Raw genomic sequence first — 26,260 nt, forward strand, 5'->3', positions numbered from 1 at the left:
TCGAAATGGGCTATCGCCCCGGCGGACCGCGCCGCTGCCGACCCAAACTGGCCGCATGACACCCGTGAAACGCGCCGTGCCCATATTGGGCTCGGTGCTGACCACCGTCTCGGCGCTCAGCGCCTGTGGCGGATTGGGCAGCACCGGGTCCAACGAATCGAACACTCGAACGGCACCGATTCCGGAACTGAAACCGGATCAGCAGGTTTCGATCGTCTTCGAGTCTTACAACTACGGCCTCGCCGGTGCGTGGACCGATACGTTCAACGCCCTGATCGCCGGTTTTCGGGCCGAACATCCGAATATCAAGGTGACGGCGCAGAAGCCGCAGGGCAACAGCCCGAATCCGGCCACCGACACCATATCCAGCATCCAGAACCAGATGGTGGCGGGCAACCCGCCGGATGTGGCGCAGCTCGGGTTCGGCGATCTGGATTTCACGATCCACCAACTCGGCGCGAAGCCGCTGGACACGCGGGTCGGCAAGGCCGAGGTGCAGCGGAATTTCGACGGCGGCGGCCGGGTGATCTCCGAGGACCGCAAGACGCTGCGGTTCGCCGAACCCGCGGCGGTGAATGCCACCAAAATGGCGCAGCAGCTGGTGAACTCGGGGGCGATGCCGAAGCTGAACCAGAAACAGGGTTACGAGGCCTTCGCCCGGGGCGATATCGGCATGATCCTCGAAACCAGCGCCATTCAGGGCACTTTCGTGACAGGCGCCAAGGACAAATGGGACCTGCGCGCCGCCGCCATGCCGAGCTTCCCCGGCAAGCCGACGGTACCGACGAATTCCGGCGCCGCACTGCACATCCTGTCCAACGACCCGGCGAAGCAGCGTGCGTCATGGGAATTGATCAAGTACCTCACCAGCGAGGACGCCTACATCAAGATCTCCGAGGGCATCGGCTACCTGCCGCTGCGCACCGGATTGATGGACGACCCGCACGGGCTGGCGGCCTGGTCCAAGCAGAATCCGCTGCTGGCGCCGAATGTCGCGCAGCCGGCGACTATGGAGCCCTGGGTCTCCATGCCGGGCAAACAACTATCTGCAGATCCGGGACGGCATGATGGACGCGGTCGAATCGATCGTGTTCCAGGGCAAGGACGCCCAGTCCACCCTCACCGCGGCCCGCGTGCAGGCCGCCGCACTCCTGCCGAAATCATGAACGACAGCACCGTCGTTCAGCTGACGGATACTCACATCCGCCCCGCGGGCCAGTCCGTACACGGCGTCGACACCTACGCGAACCTCACCCACGTGCTCGGGCAGCTCCTGGCGGCGGACCAGCCCATCGGCGCGCTCGTGCTCTCCGGTGACCTCACCGACGACGGATCGCCCGAGGCGTATCGACGGCTGCGGGACGCCGTCGCGCCGGTGGCCGCCGAACTCGGCGCGGCCGTGCTGTACGTGATGGGAAACCATGACGAGCGTTGCGCTTTCGCGGTGGAACTGCTCGACGCGGATCCGGCGACGGTGCGGGCCGAGCAACCGCTCGACCAAATCATCGAGGTGGGCGGGCTGCGCGTGATCGCATTGGACAGCACCCGGCCGGGTCGGCACGAGGGGCATCTGGAGCCGACCCAATTGACCTGGCTGGCAGACGAATTGCGCCGTCCGGCTCCGCGAGGGACCCTGCTCGTGCTGCACCATCCGCCGGTCGCCTCACCGTTGGCGGCCACCGAATTCCTCCGGCTGCAGCGGCCCGAACTGCTCGAAACCACCGTCGCCGGAACCGATGTCCGGATGATCGTCTGCGGGCACAACCATCTGACCGCCGGTGCGGCGCTGGCCGGAATCCCGGTCTGGCTCGGACCCGCGCTCGCCTATCGAATCGATCCGATGGCGCCCGCGACCAGGCACCGCGGCCTAGCCGGATTCGGTTACAGCAGAATCGATCTGATCGGTTCGACCGTCATTGCCACCGCGATCGAGGCGACCCCCGCCACGGCGATCTACGACCGGCCCATGGACGAGGTGCTGGCGCAGTTGGCCGCGCTGGCCGAGGAGGCCCGGTGATGGTCGTCGTCGACGGTCGTCGTGGTCGATCCTGTGGACGGTCGTGGTGCCGAATCTGCGCCCGGCCCTTGCCGCACTCGCCATCCTGCTCTTCATCAACGCATGGAACGAATACTTCTGGCCCGCTGTGGTGCTGCGGCGGTCCAACGGCGTATTGCAATTGGGCCTGCGCAGTTTCATGGGCACCGAGGGCGACCAGTGGGGGCCGATGATGGCGCTGGCCGGGCTGGCCTGCCTGCCGGTGCTGCTGCTCTACCTGGTGTTGCAGCGCCAAATCGTCAACGCCTTCGTCCGCTCCGGCCTGAAGTGACGGCCGCGGAACCGGTCAGGCGGTGACCATTTGTCGAAGTTCGTCGGTATCAACACAATCCAGGAACCGTGAAACCGCCGGATTGGTTTCGTCGGCGCGCCACACCGCGTACAGATCCAGCGTCGGCACCGGATCGAACAGCTTCACCGCCACCGGGGTGCCCGCATCGACGCCCATACCCATCGAAATCGCCCGTGGCAGCGAGGCGAATCCCACCAGCGGCCGCACCGAGACCACATGCGCGGTGGCACCGGGATCATCGGCGATCTGCACCACCGACAGGCTGATCGCGGTGTCGGCGGCCGCGCGAAAGATGGTGTCGTACATGGCCGGACACTGTTCGCGCGCGAACAGTACGACGCCCTGCCCCGCCAGCTCCGCGAACGGCATGCCCGGCCGGTCCGCCCAGCGATGTCTGCGCCCGACCACCGCGACCAGCGGAATCCGGTGCAACAGACGGCAATACCGGTATTCCGGGGTGCTCGGACGCCCGTAAACCATTGCCAGATCCAGTGATCCGTCGGACAGCGCCGCCAGCTGCGGCCCGGTTCGCTTCTCCCACAACGACACCATGATGCCGGGGTGCCGTTCGGTCATCCTGGTCAGCGCATCGGGTAGCACATGTCTGCTGGCCGGAAGGTTGTATCCGATATTCAGTGTGCCCGTCCGGCCCGCCGCGGTGGCCTTGGCCGCCTGCGCGGCCCGGTCCATCTGAGCGACGATGAGCCGGGCCTGGCCCTCGAATTCCCTTCCGGCGGGGGTGAGTTCGACCATGTGCGAGTTGCGGGCGACCAACTGCACGCCGAGGGATTTCTCCAGCTTCCGCAGCTGCGCGCTGAGGCTGGGCTGGGTGAGATGCAGGCGCTGCGCCGCGCGACCGAAATGCAACTCCTCGGCGATCGTGATGAACGAGACCAGATGTCGGAACTCCATGCCGCGGCTCCTTCCGCTATGCCGGAAGGCTAACCACGCCGGGTAACCGGCGGTGAATCCGAATCGAACGGCAGGCGGCCGTCCAGAAGGTGCGACGCACAGCAAGTCCACAGCTGATCGACTGAAGAATATTCGGTACCGTTGGCACTGTGCGAAAGAATGAAGCATCGCTCCGCCCGACCGTCGCAGGATCATCGATCAAACCGCGGACGGCCGCGCCGATCGACGATATCGACCGCGTCCTGCTGGATCACCTCGCCCGCGACGGCCGGATGACCAACAACGCGCTCGCCGAGGCGGCGGGCATCGCGCCGTCCACCTGCCTCGGCCGGGTGCGGGCGCTGGTGGAGCGCGGCATCATCCGCGGCTTCCACGCCGATATCGATCCCGCCGCGGTCGGGCGCAACCTACAGGCCATGGTGGCCGTGCGGGTGCGCGCCGACGCGCGGGGACAGCTCGCGGCCTTCGGGGATCAGATGGCCTCCTACGACGAAGTGCTCAATGTCTACTTCATCGCGGGCGCGGACGACTACCTGATCCACGTGGCCATGGCCAACTCCGACGAGCTGCGGGTGTTCGTACTCGACCATCTCAGTGCCCATCCCGCGGTCGCCTCCACCGAGACGATCCTCATCTTCGAGCACACCCGCACCCGCGCCGGAGCGGTCATCGGCGCCTAATTCGCACTGTCGACGAAGTCGTCCACAAACCGCGCATGGCCGGAGCAAAGGCGGAGGTACGCCTAGGCCGCCAAGTGCTGCGCGGCGTATCCGTGTGCGGCGGCGACGGATTCGTTCAGCAGCATACCGCCGTGCGTGCTCAGGCCCGCCGCCAGACCGGAATCCGCGGCGGTCGCCTCGCGCCAGCCCCGCTCGGCCAGCGAAATCACGTACGGCAGTGTGGCATTGGTGAGCGCGATGGTCGAGGTGTTCGGCACCGCGCCGGGCATATTCGCCACGCAGTAGAACACCGAGTCGTGCACCCTGTAGGTGGGTTCGGCATGCGTGGTCGGCCGGGAGTCGGCGAAGCAGCCGCCCTGGTCGATGGCGATGTCCACCAGCACCGAACCCGGCTTCATCTGTGCGACAAGGTCGTTCGAGACGAGCTTGGGCGCCTTGGCGCCGGGCACCAGCACCGCCCCGATCACCAGATCGGCCGCGCGCACGGCGCTTTCGACCTCGTGGACGTTCGAGGTGACGGTGCGCACCCGGCCGCCGTAGAGCGCGTCGATCTCCCGCAGCCGGGCGATGTTCAGGTCGAGCACGGTCACCGAGGCGTGCATGCCGACCGCGACCGCGATGGCATTGCTACCCGCGACACCGGCGCCGATCACCACGACCTCGGCCGGGCGCACGCCGGGCACGCCGCCCATCAGCACGCCGCGGCCGCCCTCGCTGCGCATCAGGTGGTAGGCGCCCGCCTGCGGAGCGAGGCGGCCCGCCACCTCGCTCATCGGCGCGAGCAGCGGCAGCGAACCGTCCTTGCCGGTGACGGTTTCGTAGGCGATGGAGGTGATGCCGGAGGTGAGCAGCGCGTCGGTGCACTCCTTGGACGCGGCCAGGTGCAGGTAGGTGAACAGCAGCTGACCGTCGCGCATACGCGAATACTCTTCGGCGATCGGCTCTTTCACCTTCAGCACCATATCGGCGGCGGCCCACACCTCGTCGGCCGTCTGCAGGATCTGCGCGCCCGCCACCTGGTATGCGGCGTCCTCGAAGGCCGAGCCGGCGCCCGCGCCCGCCTCGACGTAGACGGTGTGGCCGCGGGAGACCAGCTCACGCACGCCCGCGGGGGTTCCCGCGACGCGATACTCGTGGTTCTTGACCTCGCGGGGGATTCCGATCTTCACCTGCACTCCTGTATCCGATGGACCATTCCGGTAGGCGCCAGCGCATGAGCTGGATCACCTTTCGTGAGCGAGTATGAAGAATTAACGGAAATAGATCCAGCCAGCTGAAGATGATTCTTCTGTCGACGAGTTATCGAATCAAATCTTCGGAGCTACGGTTTCGCGAGGACCTCGTTCCGAAGCATCTTCGACGCGTCGGCATCGGCCGCGGAGAACCCCTTCCCGATCGATCGAGGGTGACTGATCCGGCGTCAGAACATGCCGTGCGGATGCGGCAGCGGTTCGGGCACCGGCTGCACCACATCCCAATGTTCGACGATCACACCGTTTTCCACGCGCAGGATGTCCACGACGGCAATATCACCGCCCGCGAGGATCAGCTGCGAGTGGATCGCGGCCAATCCGCCCTCGGCGATGATGCGGTGCACCACGGTCTTGGCCGCGGCCAGTTCCCGGCCCGCGGGCGTCGCGAAGAAGTCGGCGAATGCCGCTTTGCCCGTTCGGGTTTCCGGGTCGTGCGGCACGCGCGGGTTGTGCGAGACGAAGTCCGCGCCGAGCAGTTCGAGCGCGCCATCGATATCGCCCGCGCCGAACCGGCGGAACAGTTCGATCACCAGGGCGCGATCGGTCCCGATTTCGGAGGTGGTCATATCCGTACCTTTCCGTGCATGGTTGACACGGGTGAGACGCACCCGGACCCGTTCGCGTCACACGGCCGCGTGACGCGGGGGCGGGCTCATCCGTCGAATGGATATGGACGTGGATTTCGAAGACCACCGCGCCGAATTGTTCGGCGCGGCATACCGGATGCTCGGCAGCCGCACCGACGCCGACGACGTGCTGCAGGAGGCCTGGTTGCGCACGACGGAGGTCGACTGGTCCGCAGTGCGTGAACCGCGCGCGTACCTGTTCCGGTTGGTGTCGCGGCTGGCCATCGATCGGCTGCGCCGCGTCCGTGCGCGCCGCGAAAGTTATATCGGCCCTTGGCTGCCCGAGCCGCTGATCGCCGGGCCGGACGCCGATGCCGAACTGGCCGAATCGGTTTCGATGGCGCTGCTGGTGGTGCTGGAATCGCTCGACCCGGCCGAGCGCGCGGTTTTCGTGCTGCACGAGGCATTCGGCTTCGAGCACGCGGAGATCGCCGCGATGATCGGGCGCACCGAGCGGGCCACCCGCCAGCTCGGCTACCGTGCGCGCAAACACGTCGAGGCGCGCAGGCCGCGGCACCGGCCCGCGCTCGGCGCCCATCGCGAGGTGACCGAGCGCTTCCTCGCCGCGGCCATCGGCGGCGATTTGTCCTCGCTCACCGAAATTCTCGCACCCGGCGTCACGTTCTCGGCCGATGCGAACGGCCGCAACGAGACTCCGCGCGAACCCGTGCGCGGCCGGGCGGCGGTGGCCGAGTACCTGTGCTCGATCACCTGGGCCTGGCCGCCCGCGCTCGGCATCCGCCCGGTCACCGTCAACGGCGGCCCGGGCGCGATCGTCACCTCACACGACCTGCCATACCTGATCCTGGCGCTGGATGTGGACGGCGACAACCGGATTCACGCCGTGCACGTCCAGCTCAACCGGGACAAATTCGCGGGGCTGCGCTGAATCTCAGGCGTTGGCGGGCAGATTCGTGCCCGCGCCACGTCTGCGGATGGCCACCAGGTCGTGTCTGGCCTCGGGCAGGCTTTGTTCGTCGACGCCCTCGATGACGAATCCGGCGTCGGCGATCATCTGCCTGTCGTCCGCGCCGGGCTGCCCCTCGCTGGTCAGATAGTCGCCGAGGAATATCGAGTTGGCCAGGTGCAGTGCCATGGGTTGCAAAGTGCGCAAATGGATTTCGCGCCCGCCAGCCAGCCGCACCTCCACATCGGGGAAGTAGAACCGCATCAGCGCGAGTATGCGCAGGCAGCGGCCGGGGGTAAGTTCCCAGCGCCCGCCCAGCGGGGTTCCCTCGAACGGGATGAGGAAGTTCACCGGCACCGAATCCGGATCGAGGGCGCGCAGGTCGGTGGCGAGATCGACTATGTCGTCATCGGTTTCGCCCATACCGAAGATGGCGCCCGAGCACGGGGAAAGCCCGGCCGCGGTGGCCCGGCGCAGTGTGTCGGTGCGGTCGGCGAAGGTGTGCGTGGAACAGATTTCGGCGTAACGGGATTCGCTGGTGTTCAGGTTGTGGCTATAGGCGTGCGCACCCGCCGCGGCGAGCCGCTCGGCCTGACCGTCGGCGAGCAGGCCGAGGCAGACGCACACCTCCACCAGCGGGCTGTCCTGTTTGATGGCCGCGATGGTGTGCTCGATCCTGGTGATGTCCCGGTCGCCGGGTCCGCGCCCGCTGGCCACCAGGCATACCCGCTTCACTCCCGCATCGACGGCCTGGCGGGCGACCTCGGCGGCCTTCTCCGGTGCGATCCACGAGTACTTCAGCACATCGGAGGCCGAGCCGAGGCGCTGCGAGCAGTAACCGCAATCCTCCGGACACAGGCCGCTTTTCATATTCACGATGGTGTTCAGCTTCACCCGCTTGCCGAAATGCGCCTGCCGCACCCGGGATCCGGCGGCCACTACCTGCAGCACATCGTGCGAATCGGATAGCAGGTCCAGCGCCTCACTTCTGGACGGCGCTTCCCTGCGGAAAGCCTTGTCCACCAAAACATTCAAAAGATCACTTGCCATGCCAGGCAACATAGCAACCGACTTGAACGCTGTTCAAGTATTTTCATGAACGATGTTCAAGTTGACCCGCCAGCAGCAGGTATGCCAAGGATTAACCGGATTCCCCGGCGGCGCGGTGACCGATGCCACAGCGCCGACGAAGATGCCGGGAACTTTTCCGCCCGCCCAGCCGACCCGTAACCGGAGTGCTGTTCGATTCAGCTGCGAGACGCGAGGTTCCGGTTATCAGGATGGCGGGTACGAACGTGCAGATCAGAGAGTTTTCCCACCGTTCGGTCGGTCTCGCCGCCGCGATCGGGGCACTGGCGCTGGCCATCGGCTCGGCCATCGCGGCGGGCGCTATGCCGTATCACGCGGCGGGTACCGCCTATCCCGGTGTGCTCGATGCCGTCGGCTATGTGCTGCTGCGGGTGGTCGCCGCGCTGGCAGGCGCGTTCACCCTGGGTTCGCTGGTGTACGCGGTGTGCTGTACCGCGATCACCAAACAGGGCCGGGTCGACGTCGACGGATATGCCGGGCTGCGGACGGCCGAGCGGGCGAGCCTGGTGTGGCTGCTCGCGGCGCTGGCGCTGATTCCGGTCGGCGCGGCGCAGGCGGGCGGCATCTCGACCGGCACGCTGCTGCGGCTGGGCGCGCTCGGCGCGCTACTTGATGCCAGCGAAAAACCCCGCGCCTGGATCGTTGTCGCGATATTGGCCGCGGTGATCGCGGTCGCGACCCGGATGACGCTGTCCTGGAACGGATCCGCGATTCTGGTCGGGGTGGCGGGGCTCGCGGTGCTGCCGCCCGCCGTCGTCGGCAACGCCGGTGAGGGGCCGAATCATGACTACGGCACCGGCGCGGTGATCATTTTCCAGATCGCGGTCTCGGTATTGCCCGGCCTGCTGTTCGGTGTCGCGGCGCATCTCCGGCGCGGTGGCGCCAACGCGGACACCGCGATTCGGCGCTGTGTGCGCATCGTGCGACTGTGCCTCGCGGCGGCCGCGGCGAGCGGTGCCGTGCTCGTCGCCGTGCTGCTCCCTGCGTCCGCTGTGCTCGGCACCGGCTACGGTCGGCTGGCCCTGGTGAGCCTGGTTGCGGCGGTTGGTATTTCGTTCCTGGTGCGCCGGACCGCATCCGTGAACCGAATCGCCTGCGCCGGCGCGCTTTCCATGCTCGCGCAGGCGGCGCTGGTGGCCATGGCCGTCCGGCCCGCACCGGCCTTCGCCGACCGCACGTTCACCGCACAGCAGGTTTTCCTCGGCTTCGATCTGCCGCACGCACCGGATCCGCTGCGGCTGATCACCCTGTGGCGCTTCGATATCGTGCTCGGCACCGCCGCCATCGCCGTCATCGGGCTGTACCTCGCCGGTGTGCTGCGCCTGCGCGGGCGCGGTGACACCTGGTCACCGTGGCGCACCCTCTCGTGGCTCACCGGTTGCGTCGTCCTGCTGCTCGCCACCTCGTCCGGGCTCGGCGCATACGGCTACGGCATGTTCAGCATGCACATGATCCAGCACATGACGCTCAATATGTTCGCGCCGGTGCTGCTGGTGCTCGGCGCACCCGTCACCCTGCTGCTGCGCGCGGTGTCGCCCGCGCCGCGCGACGGTGTGCCCGGTGTGCGGGAATGGGTGCTGTCCCTGCTGCATTCGCGTCCGACGGCGATTCTGGCCCATCCGGGCTCCGCCCTCGCGCTGTTCGTGATCTCGCTCTACGGCCTGTATTTCACGCCGCTGTTCGACGGGCTGATCCGGTACCACTGGGGCCATGTCGCGATGAACGTGCACTTCCTCGTCGTCGGATATCTCTTCTACTGGGGCATCATCGGCATCGATCCGGGCCCGCGGCGGCTGCCGCATCTCGGACGGCTCGGAATGCTGTTCGCGGTCATGCCTTTTCACGCCTTCTTCGGTGTCGCGGTGATGTCGATGACCACCGTCATCGGCGAACGCTTCTACAGTCAGCTGCAGTTGTCCTGGCCGTACTCGCTGATGTCCGATCAGCGTATGGGCGGCGGAATCGCTTGGGTCTCCGGCGAAGTCCCGATCCTGCTGGTGGTCGGCGCCCTGCTCACCCAGTGGGTGGCGCAGGACCGCCGCACCGCGGTGCGCACCGACCGCAAAGACGACGAGTACGGCGATTCCGACCTGGCCGCGTACAACGCCATGCTCGAGCAGCTGGCCCGCACCCGGCGCTAGAGCCGAACCCGCCTCAGCCGCAAGCTGTTCGACACCACGAAGAAGGATGAGAAAGCCATGGCCGCGCCCGCGATGAGCGGGTTGAGCCAGCCGAGCGCGGCGATCGGGATGGCGATCACGTTGTAGCCGAAGGCCCACACCAGATTTCCCTTGATGGTGCGCAGCGTGGCGTGCGCGAGCTCGATGGCGTCGGCCACCGCGCCGAGATCCTCGCGCACCAGGATGACATCGGCCGCCGCGATGGCCACATCGGTGCCCGCGCCGATGGCCATGCCGAGGTCGGCGGTGGCCAGCGCGGCACCGTCGTTGATGCCGTCGCCGACCATCACGACGCGCCTGCCCCGCTCCTGCATCCGGGCGATCAGCTCGACCTTGCCCTCCGGAAGCAGTTCGGCGACAACCTCCGTCACGCCGATCTCGTCGGCGACGGATTGGGCGGCGTAGGCGTTGTCACCGGTGAACATCATGGTGCGCAGGCCGAGCGCGTGCAGCCGGGCCACCGCCTCGCGGGCGCTCGGTTTCACCGTGTCGGCCACCGCGAGCACCGCGGCCACCGCGCCGTCCACCACCACGAGCACGGCGGTGCGCCCGGCTCGTTCCTGTTGGCGCACCGCGCGATTCATCTCCTGCGGCACGGCGATCTCGTCGAACAGACGCGTCCTGCCGACGATCACCTCCCGCCCGTCGACCATGCCGCGCGCGCCCAATCCGGGTAGGGCCTTGAAGGATTCGGCCGCTGGAAGCTCGCCCAGCCGCTCGCGCGCATATCCGGCGACGGCGACCGCGACCGCATGTTCCGACGCCGCTTCCACCGCACCGGCCAGCCGCAAAACCTCGTCCTCGCCGAAGGTTTCGGCGACGGTCACCGCGACGAGGCTCATCGCGCCCTCGGTGACCGTTCCGGTCTTGTCCAGGACGACGGTGTCCACGTCCCGGGTGGCCTCCAACGCCTGATGGCCCTTGATGAAGATGCCCAGCTGCGCGCCGCGCCCGGAGGCCACCATCAGCGCCGTCGGGATAGCCAGGCCCAGCGCGCACGGGCAGGCGACCACCAGTACCGCCAGCGCCGCCGACGCGGCCCGGTCGGCACCGGAGCCGGTGGCCAGCCACACACCGAAAGTTGTTGCGGCGACGGCGAAGACGAACGGAACGAAAACCGCCGACACCCGATCGGCGACCCGCTGCATCCGCGCCTTGCCGGTCTGCGCCTGCTCGACCAGCCGGATCATCCCCGACAGCTTGGTATCCGCGCCGACCGCGGCGGCCTCCACGATCAGCCGCCCGGTGAGCGCGGTGGTGCCGCCGATCACCTCCATACCGGGGCCGACGTCGACGGGCAGCGATTCGCCGGTCATCGCGCTGGCGTCGATGCTCGACTCGCCCGATCGGACCAGCCCGTCGGCGGCGACGGTCTCGCCGGGGCGCACCACGAAGCGCTGCCCTTCGACGAGTTCGCCGATGGGGACCCGCATTTCGCGATCGTCGCGGGTGAGCACGGTCACCTCGCGGGCGCCCAGCGCGGCCAGCGCCCGCAGCGCGCTGCCCGCCGACCGCTTCGCCTTGGCTTCGAAATACCGCCCGGCGAGTACGAATGTCGTGACGCCCGCGGCCACCTCGAGGTAGATGGAATCGCTGTGCCAGATCGCCGCCCACACGCCGTCCGACACGGTGGCGGCCCGGTCGGGCTGTAGGAACAAGGTGTTCAGCGATAACAGCGTCGCGCTGAGCACACCCACCGAGACGAGCGTATCCATGCTCGCCGCAAGGTTTTTCGCTCCGGCGAAGGCCTTGCGGTGGAATGGCGCCGCCGCCCACAGCACCACCGGCAGCGCGAGCGCGGTCAGTATCAGCTGCCAGCCGGTGATCCTGGTGGCCGGGACGGTGGCGAACATCACCGAGAGGTCGGCCAGCGGGAAGAACAGCACCAGCGCGACCACCAAGCGGCGGAACAGATCTCGCACCGCCGCATCCTCGGGGGCGGCAGAGCCGAAGGAACCGGTCTCCGGCGAAACCGGTTCCGCGCCATAACCGGCGGCCACCACCTCGGCGCAGAGTTCTTCGGCCGTAAGGCCGTTCGGCGCGTCGATGGTGGCGACGCCGGTCGCGTAGTTCACCGAGGCGGTGACGCCGTCGACCCGGTTGAGCTTGCGCTCGACGCGGTTCGCGCAAGCGGCACAGGTCATTCCGGAGACGGCGAGCGAGATACGGGTGGGTTCGGGGCGCAATGCGAGGTCGGTCATGGGTCCGTTCGATCAGGCGGCGGGATCTTGGGTGGCGCGCAGGTGGGTGGCGCGGCGGCCGAGGCGCGCACCCGGCGGCAACACCAGTTCGACCGGTTCGCCGAGGCCGTCGCGGGCGGGCGGCGAGGTCTGTGGGCGGCGGGTCCGGTGCACGATCGCGACCAGCACCAGCGCGGCGACCAGCACCAGGTGCGAGAGCACCCGGGATACCGGCACCACCCCGGAGCGCAGATCGTTCACCACGAATACGGTCAGTGTGGCGACCAGCACACCGAGCACCGGCAGCACACCCGCGGTGGCATGGGGCCGGATCGCGCAGTAGACGAGCCCGATGCCGATGGCCAGGCTCCACGCGGTGCTCTCGTTGATGAGGTGCCGGGTCATCTCGGCGCCGTGGTGGTGGCTCATCCCGAAATCGACGCCGGCGAGTTGGGCCAGCGCGAGTCCGCACTGCACCGCGCCCAGCACACCGAGCAGCAAACGGGCCGCCCAGAGCCGCGCCGCGATCGCCCGATCACGCAGCCGGGACAGCCGTGACCAGCGCGGACGCTCCAGTTCGGCGGCCGCGAAGATGGCATCGGTCAGGTCCGGCGCGGTGGCCGGGGCGCCGCGCAGATGCTGTGCGAGTTCGACGGCGGCGGCATACCAGGAGCAGCACGCGTCGCACCGCTCCAGGTGTTCGTCCACCCGCGCCGCGGGAACGGTTTCGCGTTCGCCGTCGATGCGGGCCGACAGCGCCGTCCGGCACACTTTGCACTCCACATGTGAATTGTCGGCTACCGGTGCGCCGAAGTTCCCGACGGTTGAACTACTACCGGTTTGCGTAGATGGTCGAGCGACCGGTTATTGTCGTCCTCATGCCGACGCCCGCCGAGGACGACAACACCACTCGGCTCGCCCTCGCCGCGGCACGCGGAGATCGCCGGGCCCTCGAAGCGTTCATCCGAGCCACCCAAGGTGATGTCTGGCGGCTGCTCGCCCACCTCACCGAGGTCGGCCGCGCCGACGACCTCACCCAGGAGACCTATCTGCGCGCCCTCGGCAGCATCAAGCGGTTCGAGGGCCGGGCCAGCGCGCGCACCTGGCTGCTGTCCATCGCCCGCCGGGTGGTGGTCGACCAGGTCAGGATGGCGGTGGCGCGGCCGCGGATCGCCGACGGCGTCGACTGGGTGGCCGCGGCCGACCGGCAGACCACGCGCCGCGACGGTGCGGCCGATATCGTCGAATTGAATTTGCTGCTCGACGATTTGGCGCCGGAACGCCGAGAAGCGTTGGTACTCACCCAGATTCTCGGACTGTCATACGCCGAGGCCGCCGCGGTATGCGGCTGCCCGGTCGGTACCGTGCGCTCCCGCGTCGCACGAGCCCGTGAAGATCTCGTCGCCGCAACACGATTCGGCGGGCAGCGTAAGAGCGGCTGATCAGGCCGTCGCGAGCCGGACGATCTCGGCGCACAGCCGGGGGAAATCCCATCCCGCGGCGCGCGCCGCCAACGGCAGCAGGCTCGTGCCGGTCAATCCCGGCAGCGAGTTGACCTCCAGTACGCACGGCCGCCCCGCCGTATCCAGCATGATGTCCACTCGCGCATAGGATTCGGCGCCGAAGCCGAGCACATCGACCGAGCGTCGCGCGAGCTCGACCAACTCGTCGCGCAGGACATCATCGATCGGCGCGGGACATATTTCGCGCGAACGCCCCGCCTGATACTTCTGTTCGTAGCCGAACCAGCCCTCGCCGGGTTCGATCAGCACCGGCGGCAGCACCCGCGAACCGACAACGCCCACCGTGAATTCCGGGCCCGGCAGCAGCTCCTCGACCAGAACCGGACCGTCGATCTCCTTGACGGCGACCGCGATTTCGTCTGCGGTCGCGCATTTGAACACATTGATGCTCGACCCGCCGAGCGCCGGTTTGACGATGCATCCCGCGGTGGGTTCGGGCCAGCTGAGCTCACCGTTCTCATCGGTCTCCGGCCGCAGCCGCCAGGGCACCCGCACCTGCGCCGCCGCCAACTCCGCGACGGTGTCCTGCTTGTCCCAGGACCGCGCCATCACCGCGGCCGACGCGCCGGTGCCGACAAGGCCACGGAATTCCAGCTCCGCCTTGAGTTCACCGGACTCGCCCATACCGCCGTGCAGGGCAAGGAAGATCACCTCGCCGTCGACGGCGCGCCAGAACGCCTCGTCGCGCAGGTTGGCCCGGAAGGCCGCCGCGAGCCGCACGCCCTCCGCCTCCGACGGTGCGTTTCGGCCCACCTGTGCCGAAAACCGCGCGGGCGCAGGCCAAGTCGCCGGATCGATCGCGGTGACGCTGTGGCCCGAGGCGCGCAACGCCTCGATGACGGCAGCCGCCGAGGCCGCCGAAACGTCTCGCTCATTGCTCTCGCCGCCGCCGAGCACGGTGATCTTCAGTGTTCCGCCCTTTCACCGATCCGTCCGGATCGAGGGTAGCAAGCGCCCGAGTCCCGTTGCCGCAGCCCGATTCGGCCCAGGTCAGAGCTTTACGATGCCGACGCCGGTCAGCAGCGTCAGCGCATCGAACAGCGGCCGGATAGCAGGTTTTTGCCGGATTTCTCCAGCGGCGACGGCGTCGACCCGTGGCTGGCGATACGGGCGGCGGCCGGTGCGCCGGTGATCGACAACAATGGCGGAATGACTACGAACAGCACGACGGCGGGCCAGAACGGCGCGGTGTTGGACGCGCGGCAGGAACTTCGGTTGCGCGAGAGTATCGGGCGGCAGACGCTGTTGACGACGCTCGGGGTGCGGATCGTCAGTTTGGCGGCGGGGCGGGTGGTGCTCGAGCTCCCGTTTCGAGAGGATCTGTGCCAGCAGAACGGGTTCGTACACGCCGGAGCCATCACCACGCTCGCCGATTCCGCATGCGGTTACGCGGCCATGTCGCTGCAGCCGGCCGATCGCGATATCCTCACGGTCGAGTTCAAGGTCAACTTGATGAGTCCCGCTGTCGGGCAGCATTTCCGGGCGACAGCGACGGTAGCGCGGTCCGGACGCAACCTGACCGTCTGTACCGCCGAGGTGGTGGCCGACGACAGCACGCGGACCATCGCGCTCATGCAGGCGACGCTGATGGCCGTGCCGACATCCTGATCCGGTCATTCCGGCGCGGCCAAAGGGTTTGCGGCGTAACGCAATCGGATGACGCCGTCGGGGTGACGGTCGGCGGTCGCGGTGATGCCGAAGACATTTCGGAGCAGCTCCGGCGTGACGACGTCCAGAACCTGCCCCGCGGCGACGACTTTCCCGCGATCCAGGACGACGAGCCGGTCGCAGTAGCGGATGGCGAGATCGAGTTCGTGCAGCACCGCGAGGGTGGTGATGCCGGTGGCCCGCACCAGGTCCAGCAGTTCGAATCGGGCGCGGACGTCCAGGTGGTTCGTCAGCTCGTCGAGCACCAGCAGGTTCGGCTGCTGCGCCAGTGCCCTTGCCAGCAGCACCCTTTGGCGCTCGCCGCCGGACAGGGAACCGATGGGCCGGTCGGCATACGCGGCGACGCCGGTGCGCCGCATCGCGTCGTCGACGGCCGCGCGGTCGGCCGCGCTGTCGCGGCCGAACAGTCCGTGATGCGGATTGCGGCCGAGCGCGACCATTTCCGGCACGGTCGATTCCGGTGCGCCAGCGCCGTTCTGGAGCACGGCCGCGGTGGTGCGGGCCGCGGCCCTGATCGAGATCGCGGCGATATCCTTGCCGTCCACCAGCACCGCGCCGCTGTCGGGGCGCAGCGACCGGTAGATCGTGCGCAGCAGCGTGGTTTTGCCGCTGCCGTTGGGACCGATGACCCCGACGAGCGCGCCGGGCGGCGCATGCAGGGTCACCGCGTCCAGTGCGGCGGTGTCACCGAAGCCGACACTCACTCCGGTGACCGACAATTCGGCCCGGGTCATGCTGGGCTCCCGTTACGGCGCAACAGCCAGAGAAAGAACGGCGCACCGAAGGCTGCGGTGAAGATGCCGATGGGCAGTTCGTTCGGCGGGTCGGCGATGCGTGAAAGCAGGTCCACCGCAATCAGATACGCCGCACCGAGCAGTGTGCACAGCGGCAGCACCCTGCGGTGGTCGGACCCGAACACGAGCCGCACGAGATGCGGAATCATCAAGCCGACGAAGCCGATTCCGCCCGCGACGGCGATCAGCGCACCGGTCAGCAGCGAGGTCAGCACCAGCAGCGTGATCCGCAGCGCGCGCACGTCGACGCCGAGCGCCGTGGCCTGATCGTCACCGGTGACCAGAACGTTCAGCCGCCTGCCGAAGGCGAGCACGACGGCGAGGGTGAACAGCACGACGGCGGTCACCGGGCCGAGCCGCTGCCAGCTGGCGCCCGCGACGCTGCCCATCGTCCAGAACATCACCGAGCGCAGCTCGTTCGGCGTCGCCCGCAGCTGCAGATAGTTGGTCGCCGCGAGCAGCAGATAGCCGATGGCGACACCGGCGAGCACCAGCCGGGCGGGAACCAGCGTGCCGCGCTGCTGCCCGAGCAGGAAGACGACCGCGACGGCCGCCATCGCGCCGAGAAACGCCCCCATCGAGACACCGATACCACCGAGGCCACCGCCCGCCGCGACGATCACCAGCACCGCGCCGAGCGATGCGCCGGAGGACGCGCCGAGCACGTAGGGGTCGGCCAGCGAATTGTTCACCAGCGCTTGCAGAATCACACCGGATACGGACAGACCCGCACCGCACAGCGCGGCGAGTACGACCCGCGGCAGCCGGTAGTTCCACACGATCTGATCGACGGTGAACCCCAGATCCGGTGTGCGGCCGGATAAATGCGCGATGAGTACGCGCCCGGTGTCGGCCAGCGACACCGTGGCCGAGCCGACGCAGACCGCCACCGCCGCGACCGCGAGCAGCAGCACCGCGGACCCGGCGATCGCCACCGGCAACGGCATTCGCGCCAGCGGCGGCCGCCCGGCACGGCTCACCGGAACCGATCCGGGTGCACGAGCCTGGCGATCCGGTCGACGGCGATATCGTTACTCGGGCCCAGGTAGATCGAATCCGCGAGCACCGTGTAGTTGTTCGACTTGCTGGCGGCCCACTGCGGGAACTGATCCAGTATCCGTTTGGCGGCGGCATCGATATCGCGGCTGCGGTAGTTCACCACGATCAATCCGTCGATCGGCGTCACCGCCAGCTGCTCCTTGCTGATGGTGACGAAAGTCGTTCCGTCCGTGCGGTTGAACGGGTTCACCGCGCCCGCCTTCTCGATGATGTCGTTCCAGATGCCGCCGGCGGCGATGGCCGAGAAGTCGGACGAGTCGCCCATGCCCATATCCGGAAACACCAGCAGCACATTCTTTTTCGGCTGCCCCGCCACCTTCGCCGCGATCTCGGCGATGGCGCGGCGGGATTCGGCGATCAAACGGTCCGCCTTACCCGGCGTATCGAAGATCGCGCCGAAATCCCGCAGCATGGCATAGCTGTCCTCGACGGTCGGGATTCCGGTCACCGCGCCGGTGACACCGCAGTTCGCCCGCGGCACATAGGTATTCGCGCCGGCGGCGGCCAACTGGTCGCGGGTGGCGTAGCCGAGGTCGGCGGAGAAGCCGCCACCGCCGGTGGAAATCACCAGATCCGGATGCTGACTCAGCATGGCCTCGCGCGGAATGTCCTGCAGATTGTCCGGTTTGAAGCCGCCCGTCGGCAGCGCGTCGATGACGGCGGCCCGGCCCGGCACATCGGAGACGCCGTACGATTGCGCGTTCGCCACCACCCGGTCGCCGACGCCGAGGGCGACAAGCGTGGACACCTCACCGATCGAGCCGCCGTTCATCACGACCACCCGTTCGGGCGCCCGGTCGAACGTGTATGTCCGGCCGCAGTTGTCCAGCGTCAGCGGATAGTGCGTCGCGCCCTCGGTCGCCGCGACGGATGTCTTTGCGGCCGAACTTGATTCGGGCACCGTGGTGGAACATCCGGCCACGGCGAGCACGCCGAGCGCCATGGCCAGCACACCGGCACGGTTCATCGTCGACCTCTCCTGGGTTGAGCGGGCACCGGGAGGAATCCGGTGCGCAATAGGTGGGAAATCGTGGCGGCCAGCGCGGAACGCGGATCGGGTTGCGCGATCGACGCGTCGGCCAGCGCGGCCATGGTGTTGTCTCGGGCGTAGCGCACCGGATCGACGGGCGCGGTCAGATGCGCGGCGTGGGCCAGCGCGATGGCGGGCGTGTGATCGCCACGGTCGCCGGATATTTCGGCGAGCTCGCGCAGCCGGGTCAGCCAGTCGGACAGCGGCTCCGGGTGCAGCGGGATGTCCTCGGCGTCGAGCAGCCGGATGAGCTCGGCGAACTGGACTTTGTTCTGGCTGGTCAAATGGTATGTGCGACCGGGCTTTTCGAATATGAGCCGGACGATCGCCGCGGCAACCCAGTCCACCGGGGCCAGGTCGATCGTGGCCGTATCGGCCATTTCCGCAGGCACCGAACCGCTCAGGACCATCGCCCTGATCAGGCTCCAGAACGCATCGTCGGAACCGATGACACCCGTGTCCGAATGGCCGCCGATCCGGCCCGGACGATAGACCGCGACAGGTATGCCCCGCTCCCCCGCCGCCAGCACCAGACCCTCTGAAACCCACTTGCTCGCGATATATCCGTTGAGCGGCACCGCGTTCGCGGGCGCACGGTGGTCCTCGCGAAGGATGGGCGGATTGCCCGACACGGCATAGGCGGTATCGGCAGAGGAGACGAAGTGCACCGATTTACCGATGCCCGTCGTCGCCAGCCGCAGAATCCATTCGGTGCCTTGCACATTCGCCGGACGCAGGCGCGTGTACGGTTCGAAGTGGTGCACTCGGGCGCCGTTGTGCAGAATGACGTCCACATCGTCGGCGAGTTTCAGGAACCGTTCGGCCGGAAGACCTAGCCGAGGTTGCGCGAGATCGCCCGCGACGGCGGTGACCCGGGACTCGAATTCGATGGTGCCGAGTCCGTATTCGCGGCGGGCCGCGCGTATCCGGTCCAGTGCCGCGGCATCGTTGTCGGCGCGGACCAGGCAGTGGATGGAAAGTTCGGTGCTCCGCAGCAATTCGTCCAGCAGGAAGCTGCCCAGGAAGCCCGTCGCGCCGGTCAGCAGCACCGTGCGCGGCCGTCCGGGTGCGGCAACGGGGCGGATCGCTTCGTCGAGAAGCACTTCGCTCTCCAGATCTGTTCCCGCCCTGGATGATTCGCTTTCCGCTCCGGTAGCCAACCGCGCAGCGAGCCCGGCGACGGTCGGAGTGTCGAAGAGCACACGCAGATCCCAGCGCACACCGAAGTTTTCGCGGATCCCGGTCAGGACGCGGGCGGCCCGCAGCGAATGCCCGCCGAGCGCGAAGAAGTCGTCATCGATGCCGACCTCGGCGCGGTCGAGTGCGGCCGCGAACAGCCCGGCGACGGTGCGCTCGGTCTCGGTGCGGGCGGGCCGCGATCCCGTCGCCGACGCGGGCGGCGGTGCGAGGGCGGCCCGGTCGAGCTTGCCATTGGCGTTGTGCGGCAACCGATCCAGGAATACGAACGCCGACGGCACCATATAGTCGGGCAGCCGCTCGGCCGCATGCACGCGGAGCTCGGCGGGTTCGGGCCGGTCCGCGCCTGATGCGGCCACCACATAGCCGACCAGTATCTCGTCGTGGATCCGCACGGCCGCAGCGTCTACGACCGGATGGGTGGTGAGCGCGCCCGCTACCTCAGCGGCCTCGATTCGGTACCCGCGCAATGATATTTGGTCGTCGCCGCGGCCGAGGTATTCGAGGTGACCGTCCGGATGCCAGCGCACCAGATCGCCGGTGCGATACAACCGCGTGCCGGGCGTGCCGAACGGATCGGCGACATATCGGGTCGCGGTACTCACCCGGTCGCCGTGATATCCCAGCCCCACCGGAGCACCGCCAATGTACAGCTCACCGACGACACCCGCTGGCACCCGCCGCATCCGGCGGTCCAGCACATGGCAGCGCCCGTTCGTCACCGGAGTTCCGATGGACGGTTCGGGCCGGTCCGGGAGTGGACACCACGTGGCATCGACGGTGCACTCCGTCGGACCGTAAAGATTGTAGGCCACCACTTCGGCTTCGGCCCCCAGCGCCCGCCACAGCTCGGGATCGGCCGCCTCACCGCCGAGCGCGACAATTCCCGGGCGATGCGGTCCGTCGAACAATCCGGCGTTCAGCAGCTCGCGCGCGAAAGTCGGTGTGATATCGAGGAAGTCGATCCGTTCGCGCCGGATGTACTCGACCAGACGCTCCGGATCGCGGCGCAAGTCGTCATCGATCAGATGTAGTTCATGCCCGGCCAGCAGCCAGAACAGGCCCTCCCACGCGGTGTCGAACGACAACGACGCCGTCAACGCGGCTCGCATCCGCCGCCCACGCTCTGCGGGCTCGATCATCGTCGCCCGATGGTGATGGAAGAGGTTGACCACCGAAGCATGGCTTATCGCAACGGCTTTCGGAGTTCCGGTGGTGCCGGAGGTATGCACGAGCCAGGCCACGTCATCGGATCGGATGCGTGGGGTGCGCTTCGGCGACGACCCTTCATCGAGATGGTCCAGCACAATGAGCCGATCACCGAACCGGTCCGGAATCCGCGAAGACATTGCCGCCGTGGTGATCAGGGCGGCAAGACCGAGTTCGCCCAGCTCGATGCCGTCCAGCAGCGCCGCCAGCCGTGCATCCGGCTGGCCCGGATCGAGCGGCAGATACGCCGCGCCGCGTTCGAGCACCGCGAACACCGCCGCGATCGCGTCCGCCGTGCGCGGCAACAGAACTCCCACCACGTGCCCCGGACGCGCACCGAACTCCTCGAGCACACCGGCTATCGCGACAATCCGAGAACCCAAGTCCCCCAGCAGCAGTCCGCGACGCGCCACATCCGGTGCGCCGGTCCCGCGCGCTGACGTGCCGAGTGGCCGTACTCCTCCGGCATCGACTGGCTTCGCCACCGGAGCGGAGTCACCGCCCGCGAAGGCCAGTACACCGGCGGCGTTGCCCCCGGCTGGATCCGGACGTCGCGACACTTGTCCGACGCCGCCTCGACTGCCGGTGCGGCAATCCCGCTCGGCCCAGGCGGAGTCACCACTCGCGAAGGCCAGCACGGCGGCGTTGCCCCCGACCGGACCCGGAAGTCGCGATACTTGTCCGACACCGTCCCGGCAGCCGGTGCGGCTATCCTGCTCGGCCCAGGTCGTATCCGGCACGACGACGGGACTAATCGCCGCCGACGCCAGAGCTCGCGTCGTGCGGCTATCGGCGCTTCCACCGCGTGAACCGTTGTGAGGATTCGGCGTGTTGGCGTCCTCCACCCCGGCGGACGCCTGTGGCGCTCGATCGATGGATTCGACGAAAAGGTCGCGCAGATTCCGTTCCGGCCAATTGCGAACAAGGCCGGTTTCCCACGCCCGCAACGTTTCTCGCTCACCCGGCAGTAGGACGTCGGCATCTCGCACCGGAACCCCGGGCAACTCCAGCACTGCCCGGAGGAAATGCAGGAACCGCCGCAGGTGGGTGTTCAGGGTCTCGGACGAGTAGACGGCGGGGTGACCGTCGAGGTAGAGCATCGGATCCGCGCCGTCGGCACGGTCGTACAGGTTGAATACGAGATCGTCGATCATGCCCGCGGAAATATTGTGAACCACGCTGTCGCACCGCGGAATTCGCAGATCATAGTCGAAGAGCATGAGGTTCACCGACGGCCCGTACATGGCCCGGTCGGTGCCGACCAGTCCGAGGTCGCGGCGCAGGTCCTCGGCGCGGTAGCGGTGATGCCGCCTGCCGCGCACCAGTTGCCGGGCCACCCGGGCCGTCACGTCGACCAGCGCCGGATCGTCGCCGAATTCGATCCACAGCGGAATTCCGTTGAGCGTCATGCACGGAACGCGCAGCGCGGGTGTGCCGGTGCGCAGCATCACCGGCAGTGCGAGGCAAACCTGCGCGGCGCCGGTCATCCGGTGCAGATATCCCGCGACGGCGGCGATCAGCACCTCGGTCCAGTTCGCCCGCGCCGCCGGTGCCGTCGTATGCAGGCCCGCAACGATATCCGGCGGCAGCACCGCGTTCGCCCGCACCGGGCTCGCGGGCGCGGTGGCGCGGGCCGCGCCGGACAGTGTGACGGGTGCGGGCCGGTCCGCGAACTGGTCCAGCCAGAACGCCCGATCCCGTTCGCGGTCCGCCGAGGCGGCGTATGCGCGATCTGCCGCGATCACTGCCGACCAGTCACCGAATGTGCTTGGCGGAGTGGGCAGCCCGTCGACGGCGGCGCGGTACAGTTCGGCCACCCGCCCGGTGAGCAACGCCATCCCGTATCCGTCGAGCAGGATGTGATGTGCCCGGTGATACCAGAGGATCCGCCGGTCACCTACCCGAAACACCCTGTGCGCGAACAGATCACCACCGGTCAACGACCGTGGTGTCGCGACGTCGCGCAGCATCCACGATCGCGCGGCCGCCACCGGATCGGCCTCGTCCAGCAGATCGATCACCGCTACCTCGGCGGTAACCGCGGTCCGTACCTGACCGGTTTCCACGAATCGAACATGCAGCGCCGAGGCCTCCGCCACGGCGGCCTCGATACATGCGACGAGTACGGAAATCTCGACCGGCCCCGAAATATCCACGTACTCGGCGATATTGAACTGTGGTGACTCGGGCGCGAGCTGCTGCCCGAGCCAGACACCCTGTTGGGCGGCGGTCAGCGGCCAGAAATCCACCATTACCTGCCCCGGTCCGGCGCGAGCAGCGCCCACCAGCCGTCCAGTGTCGGCCGCTCGGCCAGGTCGGCGAAACTCACCGCGGCGCCGCGCGTTTTCCAGCGTTCGACGAGGCCGACCAGCCGAACGGAATCCAGTCCGGCGTCGAACAGATCGTCGGTGGCGGCGAGTTCGCCGGGTTCCAGGTACAGCAGCTCGGCGATATCGGCGCGGAGCCGATCGTAGGTCAGCGGCTCTGGCATGGCGTTCAGTTGACCTGTCTTTCGCGATCGGCCCAGAACGGCGCGCGCAACCGCCTGCGCAGGATTTTGCCGCTCGGGTTGCGCGGCAGCTGCTCGGCGAATTCGATGCGGGTGGGAATCTTGAACAGCGCCAACCGTTCTCGGCAGAAGTCCAGCAGATCGCGGGCTCGCACGGATGCGCCGGGCCTGGCGACGACGAAGGCGCATACGGCCTCGCCGAGCGCCTCATCGGGGATGCCGATCACCGCGGCGTCGGCTACCGCGGGATGACGGCTGAGGACGTTCTCGATCTCGGTGGGATAGATGTTCTCACCACCTACGATGATCATATCCTTGACCCGGTCGCGGATGTACAGGTAGCCGTCGGCGTCGAGGTATCCGGCGTCGCCGGTGTGAATCCAGCCGTCCACCAACGTTTCCGCGGTCGCATCCGGCCGGTTCCAATAGCCGAGCATGGCGGCCGGCGTATGCAGGCATACCTCGCCGATCGCGCCGGGCGGCAGCGTCGCGCCGTCCTCGTCGATGATCCGCACGCGCACACCGGGATACGGCCGACCCGCGGCGGCCGTGCGCGGTCCGCCGACCCTATGGTCGGCGGGGGGCAGGCAGATCGCGGTATTGCCGGTCTCGGTGAGGCCGTATATCTGCGCGAAATCGGCGTCGATCACCGAGAACGCTTGCTGCAACGCGGTTTCCGAGATAGGCGCGCCGCCGTACACCACCTTGCGCACCGACGCGAAGGTCTCGGGGCCGACGCCGGGTTCGCCCAGTAACAGCCGCAGCATCGACGGGACGACGCACATGGTGGTGATCCCGAGCCGTTCGATCAGCGCGACGGCCGAGGAACTGTCGAACCGCGGCATCGCGACGTTGGTGATCCCGGCCGCGAAACCCTGTACCGCCCACCAGATTCCGCCGACGTGGAAACCGGGCAGCCCGATGAGGCTGCGGTCGTCCGCGCGGAAATCGATCCAGTCCGATCCGGCGGCGGCCATGGCCTCGGCGATGGCGAAGAAGCTGCGCTGCGCCAGTACAACGCCTTTGGGCAGGCCGGTGGTGCCGCTGGTGTACAGCTGGATCACCGCGTCCGCACGCGATTCGGCTCGCCACTCGAAATCCGCCGGGCCACCGAGCCATTCGCGATAGTCCGGGCCGCCGAGCTCGACCAGCCGCAGTGTCGGCGCCGCGGCGCGCGCGATTTCGGCCGTGCCGTCGTCGACCAGCACCAGCACGCTGCCCGAATCCCGCAGAATATGTTCGACTTCCGGCGCGGTCAGCCGGAAGTTGATCGGCACCAGCACCGCACCGAGCCGGGCGCAGGCGAAGAACATCAGGTAGTAGTCGACCGATTCCTGCGCCAGATAGGCCACGCGATCACCGGCGGCGACGCCGTTCGCGGCCAGCGCACCGGCCAGCCGCAAGCTGTCCGCGCACAACGTCGCGTAGTCGAGTTCCCGTCCGGCGCAGATGATCGCGGCCCGGTCACCCTGGGTGGCGGCGTATTCGTCCAGTATCGAGCCGATGGTCCGCTCGACCAGGCCCACGGTCACCGTGCCGCCGCCAATCGCAGATCCGCGCCGACGACCGCGATCCGCACCGAGCCCGCACACGCACCGCCCGCGTCGTCCCAGCACCGGAAGCCGGTGTCCAGCGCGACATACGCCGCCCCATCGCCCGAAATACGCTGTGCGACACCGTTGATCGTGATCTCGCCGTGAAACCGGCGCGGCTGGATCGGCCGCCGGAACGCGCTCTCGAAGCGGGTGATCAGGATGTCGGGCAGCTGCCGCCGCCGGAATTCATCCATCGTCCACGCGCCGAACACCGCACCCACCCGGTGGTGCACCAGCATCGCGATGCTCTGGTACAGCATCTGGTTGTAGCAGATGTTCACCTCGACGGAGTTCAGATGTCCGGTCGCGTCGATGTAGCAGGATTCCGTGATCTCGAAATCGGCTGTACCGACCGTCTTTTCGCCATCCGACTCGATATGCAGCGCGCGCAGGTACCGGCAGTGCGGCTGGTAACAGCGCAGTACCTCGTCGAGCAGAACCGGATCGTTCCGATACCTCATGCCGGGATTCCCGCGTCGTCGTACACGGTGACCCGGTGCGAAACCGTCGGTTCGTCGGTGCTGGTATGCCGTGCCCGGTGAATCAGGCTGCGGTTGTCCCAGATCAGCAGATCGCCCGCGTCGAAGGTCTGCAACCGGATCGCCGGATGTTCCATGCTTTCGTCGAGTTGCCCGGTGGCGCCGAGCAATTCGTGCAGCAGGTCAGGACGTTCGGTGCCGTCCGGTTCGGTGATCATGGTGGTGAACCCCTCGCTGACGTAGACGATGTCGGCGCCGGTGTGCGGGTGCGGATGGATCGTCGGCATGGTGACCGGCGGTGTCCTGCGCTGGATTTCGGCGAGCACCTCGGAGATCGGCCGATAGACGTCGGCGGGCCGGATCTTGAAATACCGGTGCACGCTGTGCGTCGCCGTCGTTCCCGCGACGGCCGCGCGCAGGCGCGGGTCGATGGTCTCGTGCGCGCGGGCCAGATCGATGAAGTAGGTGCCGCGATCGCGCGACGGCACGGCCACCGGATGGATGAACGTCAGATCGAACGGGCGCGGCATGAACTGATAGTCCGAATGCCAGAACTTCCCCGTCTTCGGCACGCCGACGCGCCGCGACCCACTGTCGACATTCGACGAGACGAACACATCCGGCACCTCCGGATGCGCGTAGATGGGTTCGTAGTAGCGCACCGGCTGCCCGAAAGCGCTTGCCAGCGCCAGCAATTGGTGCGGGTCCAGGTCCAGTCCGCGCACCAGCGCGATCCGTTCCCGATAGATCGCCCGCTTGAGGTCGCGAATATCGTCCCCGTCGGCCGGGTCGAAACCCTCGACCACGACGCCGAAATCTCCCCGCGGCGCGATCCGCATGGCTGTTCGCTGCATGATCAGCTAGTCGCACGATCGGACGCGATAGTTCCCGGGAATTTGCGGCAACCCCGAAAACGCGCCGCCGCAGGTGATCCGGCTCACAATATCGCCGATCGCGGGGAACTTCCGGGCCGTCACCACCGACCTGTCCGCGACGGCACCCGCGTTCCGGTGCCGGACAAC

The 26,260-nt window shown here is 67.9% G+C and carries 20 protein-coding genes and 3 pseudogenes; 8 read left to right on the forward strand and 15 right to left on the reverse strand.

Translation table 11 applies throughout. The features are described from left to right. Nucleotides 1-64: 64 nt before the first annotated feature. The 3 pseudogenes from LGY53_RS37505 to LGY53_RS37515 all read left to right on the forward strand — a co-directional run. Nucleotides 65-1,166: pseudogene (locus tag LGY53_RS37505) on the forward strand (extracellular solute-binding protein). A gap of 20 nt (nucleotides 1,167-1,186) precedes the next feature. Beyond that, nucleotides 1,187-2,017: pseudogene (locus LGY53_RS37510) on the forward strand (metallophosphoesterase); the annotation flags it as partial. A gap of 13 nt (nucleotides 2,018-2,030) precedes the next feature. Beyond that, nucleotides 2,031-2,327 (forward strand): annotated as a pseudogene (locus LGY53_RS37515) (ABC transporter permease subunit); the annotation flags it as partial. Between the two features lie 15 nt (nucleotides 2,328-2,342). Here LGY53_RS37515 and LGY53_RS37520 read toward each other — a convergent pair. Then, a complete protein-coding gene (locus tag LGY53_RS37520; RefSeq protein ID WP_225731449.1) occupies nucleotides 2,343-3,260 on the reverse strand; it encodes a LysR family transcriptional regulator in 918 nt (305 codons plus the stop codon). A gap of 149 nt (nucleotides 3,261-3,409) precedes the next feature. Here LGY53_RS37520 and LGY53_RS37525 point away from each other — a divergent pair, with 149 nt between their 5' ends. After that, nucleotides 3,410-3,940, forward strand: a complete 531-nt coding sequence (locus LGY53_RS37525; protein WP_374111292.1) for an Lrp/AsnC family transcriptional regulator — start codon at nucleotides 3,410-3,412, stop codon at nucleotides 3,938-3,940. A 62-nt stretch (nucleotides 3,941-4,002) separates the two neighbouring features. Here LGY53_RS37525 and ald read toward each other — a convergent pair whose 3' ends face one another. Further along, complete coding sequence (ald, locus tag LGY53_RS37530; RefSeq protein ID WP_225731450.1) at nucleotides 4,003-5,109, reverse strand: alanine dehydrogenase; 1,107 nt, start codon at nucleotides 5,107-5,109, stop codon at nucleotides 4,003-4,005. Between the two features lie 251 nt (nucleotides 5,110-5,360). Continuing rightward, the gene (locus LGY53_RS37535; RefSeq protein WP_225731451.1) at nucleotides 5,361-5,759 is read right to left on the reverse strand and encodes a nuclear transport factor 2 family protein; all 399 of its coding nucleotides are present in this window, start codon (nucleotides 5,757-5,759) and stop codon (nucleotides 5,361-5,363) included. A gap of 109 nt (nucleotides 5,760-5,868) precedes the next feature. Here LGY53_RS37535 and sigJ point away from each other — a divergent pair, with 109 nt between their 5' ends. Next, nucleotides 5,869-6,708 (forward strand): RNA polymerase sigma factor SigJ, encoded by an 840-nt coding sequence (sigJ, locus tag LGY53_RS37540; RefSeq protein ID WP_308103058.1) that lies wholly within the window; start codon nucleotides 5,869-5,871, stop codon nucleotides 6,706-6,708. A gap of 3 nt (nucleotides 6,709-6,711) precedes the next feature. Here sigJ and bioB read toward each other — a convergent pair whose 3' ends face one another. Then, nucleotides 6,712-7,776: a biotin synthase BioB gene (gene bioB / locus LGY53_RS37545; RefSeq protein WP_255665129.1), complete on the reverse strand. Its 1,065-nt coding sequence runs from the start codon at nucleotides 7,774-7,776 to the stop codon at nucleotides 6,712-6,714. A 230-nt stretch (nucleotides 7,777-8,006) separates the two neighbouring features. On the opposite strand from bioB, the gene LGY53_RS37550 reads away from it, so the two are divergent. Continuing rightward, nucleotides 8,007-9,956, forward strand: coding sequence for a cytochrome c oxidase assembly protein (locus tag LGY53_RS37550; protein ID WP_225731452.1), 1,950 nt, complete (start codon nucleotides 8,007-8,009; stop codon nucleotides 9,954-9,956). Here LGY53_RS37550 and LGY53_RS37555 read toward each other — a convergent pair. Both LGY53_RS37555 and LGY53_RS37560 read right to left on the reverse strand, forming a co-directional pair. Then, nucleotides 9,953-12,196 (reverse strand): cation-translocating P-type ATPase, encoded by a 2,244-nt coding sequence (locus tag LGY53_RS37555; protein WP_225731453.1) that lies wholly within the window; start codon nucleotides 12,194-12,196, stop codon nucleotides 9,953-9,955. The genes LGY53_RS37550 and LGY53_RS37555 overlap by 4 nt on opposite strands. A 12-nt stretch (nucleotides 12,197-12,208) precedes the next feature. After that, complete coding sequence (locus tag LGY53_RS37560) at nucleotides 12,209-12,958, reverse strand: zf-HC2 domain-containing protein (RefSeq protein ID WP_225731454.1); 750 nt, start codon at nucleotides 12,956-12,958, stop codon at nucleotides 12,209-12,211. A 95-nt stretch (nucleotides 12,959-13,053) separates the two neighbouring features. Between LGY53_RS37560 and sigC the strand changes: the two genes are divergently transcribed. After that, on the forward strand, nucleotides 13,054-13,617 hold the full coding sequence (gene sigC, locus LGY53_RS37565) for an RNA polymerase sigma factor SigC (protein ID WP_225731455.1): 564 nt from the start codon (nucleotides 13,054-13,056) through the stop codon (nucleotides 13,615-13,617). On the opposite strand, the gene LGY53_RS37570 is transcribed toward sigC, so the two are convergent. After that, nucleotides 13,618-14,595, reverse strand: a complete 978-nt coding sequence (locus LGY53_RS37570; protein ID WP_225731456.1) for an ATP-grasp domain-containing protein — start codon at nucleotides 14,593-14,595, stop codon at nucleotides 13,618-13,620. 252 nt (nucleotides 14,596-14,847) lie between these two features. Here LGY53_RS37570 and LGY53_RS37575 point away from each other — a divergent pair, with 252 nt between their 5' ends. Next, on the forward strand, nucleotides 14,848-15,306 hold the full coding sequence (locus tag LGY53_RS37575) for a PaaI family thioesterase (RefSeq protein ID WP_225731457.1): 459 nt from the start codon (nucleotides 14,848-14,850) through the stop codon (nucleotides 15,304-15,306). 5 nt (nucleotides 15,307-15,311) lie between these two features. Here LGY53_RS37575 and LGY53_RS37580 read toward each other — a convergent pair whose 3' ends face one another. The 8 genes from LGY53_RS37580 to LGY53_RS37615 are packed head-to-tail and all read right to left on the reverse strand — an operon-like array spanning nucleotide 15,312 to nucleotide 26,092. Beyond that, entirely contained in the window at nucleotides 15,312-16,100 is a 789-nt protein-coding gene (locus LGY53_RS37580) for an ABC transporter ATP-binding protein (RefSeq protein ID WP_225731458.1), read from the reverse strand. Continuing rightward, nucleotides 16,097-17,140 (reverse strand): iron ABC transporter permease, encoded by a 1,044-nt coding sequence (locus LGY53_RS37585; protein ID WP_225731459.1) that lies wholly within the window; start codon nucleotides 17,138-17,140, stop codon nucleotides 16,097-16,099. Before LGY53_RS37585 ends, LGY53_RS37580 begins: the two co-directional genes overlap by 4 nt. Next, nucleotides 17,137-18,186, reverse strand: a complete 1,050-nt coding sequence (locus LGY53_RS37590; protein WP_225731460.1) for an ABC transporter substrate-binding protein — start codon at nucleotides 18,184-18,186, stop codon at nucleotides 17,137-17,139. Before LGY53_RS37590 ends, LGY53_RS37585 begins: the two co-directional genes overlap by 4 nt. Beyond that, a complete protein-coding gene (locus LGY53_RS37595) occupies nucleotides 18,183-22,940 on the reverse strand; it encodes a non-ribosomal peptide synthetase (protein ID WP_225731461.1) in 4,758 nt (1,585 codons plus the stop codon). The genes LGY53_RS37590 and LGY53_RS37595 overlap by 4 nt, the downstream gene beginning before the upstream one ends. After that, nucleotides 22,907-23,146 carry a phosphopantetheine-binding protein gene (locus tag LGY53_RS37600; protein WP_225731462.1) on the reverse strand — a complete coding sequence of 80 codons (240 nt, stop codon included), beginning with the start codon at nucleotides 23,144-23,146 and terminating at the stop codon, nucleotides 22,907-22,909. Before LGY53_RS37600 ends, LGY53_RS37595 begins: the two co-directional genes overlap by 34 nt. Nucleotides 23,147-23,151: 5 nt before the next feature. Next, complete coding sequence (locus tag LGY53_RS37605) at nucleotides 23,152-24,696, reverse strand: long-chain-fatty-acid--CoA ligase (protein ID WP_225731463.1); 1,545 nt, start codon at nucleotides 24,694-24,696, stop codon at nucleotides 23,152-23,154. After that, nucleotides 24,693-25,220, reverse strand: a complete 528-nt coding sequence (locus tag LGY53_RS37610) for an FcoT family thioesterase (RefSeq protein ID WP_225731464.1) — start codon at nucleotides 25,218-25,220, stop codon at nucleotides 24,693-24,695. The genes LGY53_RS37605 and LGY53_RS37610 overlap by 4 nt, the downstream gene beginning before the upstream one ends. After that, nucleotides 25,217-26,092: a TauD/TfdA family dioxygenase gene (locus LGY53_RS37615; protein WP_225731465.1), complete on the reverse strand. Its 876-nt coding sequence runs from the start codon at nucleotides 26,090-26,092 to the stop codon at nucleotides 25,217-25,219. The genes LGY53_RS37610 and LGY53_RS37615 overlap by 4 nt, the downstream gene beginning before the upstream one ends. Between the last annotated feature and the right edge of the window lie 168 nt (nucleotides 26,093-26,260).

Source organism: Nocardia sp. JCM 34519.1 (genome assembly GCF_020361265.1).
GTDB lineage: Bacteria > Actinomycetota > Actinomycetes > Mycobacteriales > Mycobacteriaceae > Nocardia > Nocardia arthritidis_A.

What these genes read in the sequence shown, in the direction of transcription:
- bioB (WP_255665129.1), bottom strand. Translation starts at nt 7,776, where the DNA reads ATGGCAAGTGATCTTTTGAATGTTTTGGTGGACAAGGCTTTCCGCAGG.
- LGY53_RS37610 (WP_225731464.1), bottom strand. Translation starts at nt 25,220, where the DNA reads ATGAGGTATCGGAACGATCCGGTTCTGCTCGACGAGGTACTGCGCTGT.
- sigC (WP_225731455.1), top strand. Translation starts at nt 13,054, where the DNA reads ATGCCGACGCCCGCCGAGGACGACAACACCACTCGGCTCGCCCTCGCC.
- LGY53_RS37590 (WP_225731460.1), bottom strand. Translation starts at nt 18,186, where the DNA reads ATGAACCGTGCCGGTGTGCTGGCCATGGCGCTCGGCGTGCTCGCCGTG.
- LGY53_RS37535 (WP_225731451.1), bottom strand. Translation starts at nt 5,759, where the DNA reads ATGACCACCTCCGAAATCGGGACCGATCGCGCCCTGGTGATCGAACTG.
- LGY53_RS37580 (WP_225731458.1), bottom strand. Translation starts at nt 16,100, where the DNA reads ATGACCCGGGCCGAATTGTCGGTCACCGGAGTGAGTGTCGGCTTCGGT.
- LGY53_RS37550 (WP_225731452.1), top strand. Translation starts at nt 8,007, where the DNA reads ATGGCGGGTACGAACGTGCAGATCAGAGAGTTTTCCCACCGTTCGGTC.
- LGY53_RS37520 (WP_225731449.1), bottom strand. Translation starts at nt 3,260, where the DNA reads ATGGAGTTCCGACATCTGGTCTCGTTCATCACGATCGCCGAGGAGTTG.
- LGY53_RS37575 (WP_225731457.1), top strand. Translation starts at nt 14,848, where the DNA reads ATGACTACGAACAGCACGACGGCGGGCCAGAACGGCGCGGTGTTGGAC.
- LGY53_RS37600 (WP_225731462.1), bottom strand. Translation starts at nt 23,146, where the DNA reads ATGCCAGAGCCGCTGACCTACGATCGGCTCCGCGCCGATATCGCCGAG.
- LGY53_RS37615 (WP_225731465.1), bottom strand. Translation starts at nt 26,092, where the DNA reads ATGCAGCGAACAGCCATGCGGATCGCGCCGCGGGGAGATTTCGGCGTC.
- LGY53_RS37555 (WP_225731453.1), bottom strand. Translation starts at nt 12,196, where the DNA reads ATGACCGACCTCGCATTGCGCCCCGAACCCACCCGTATCTCGCTCGCC.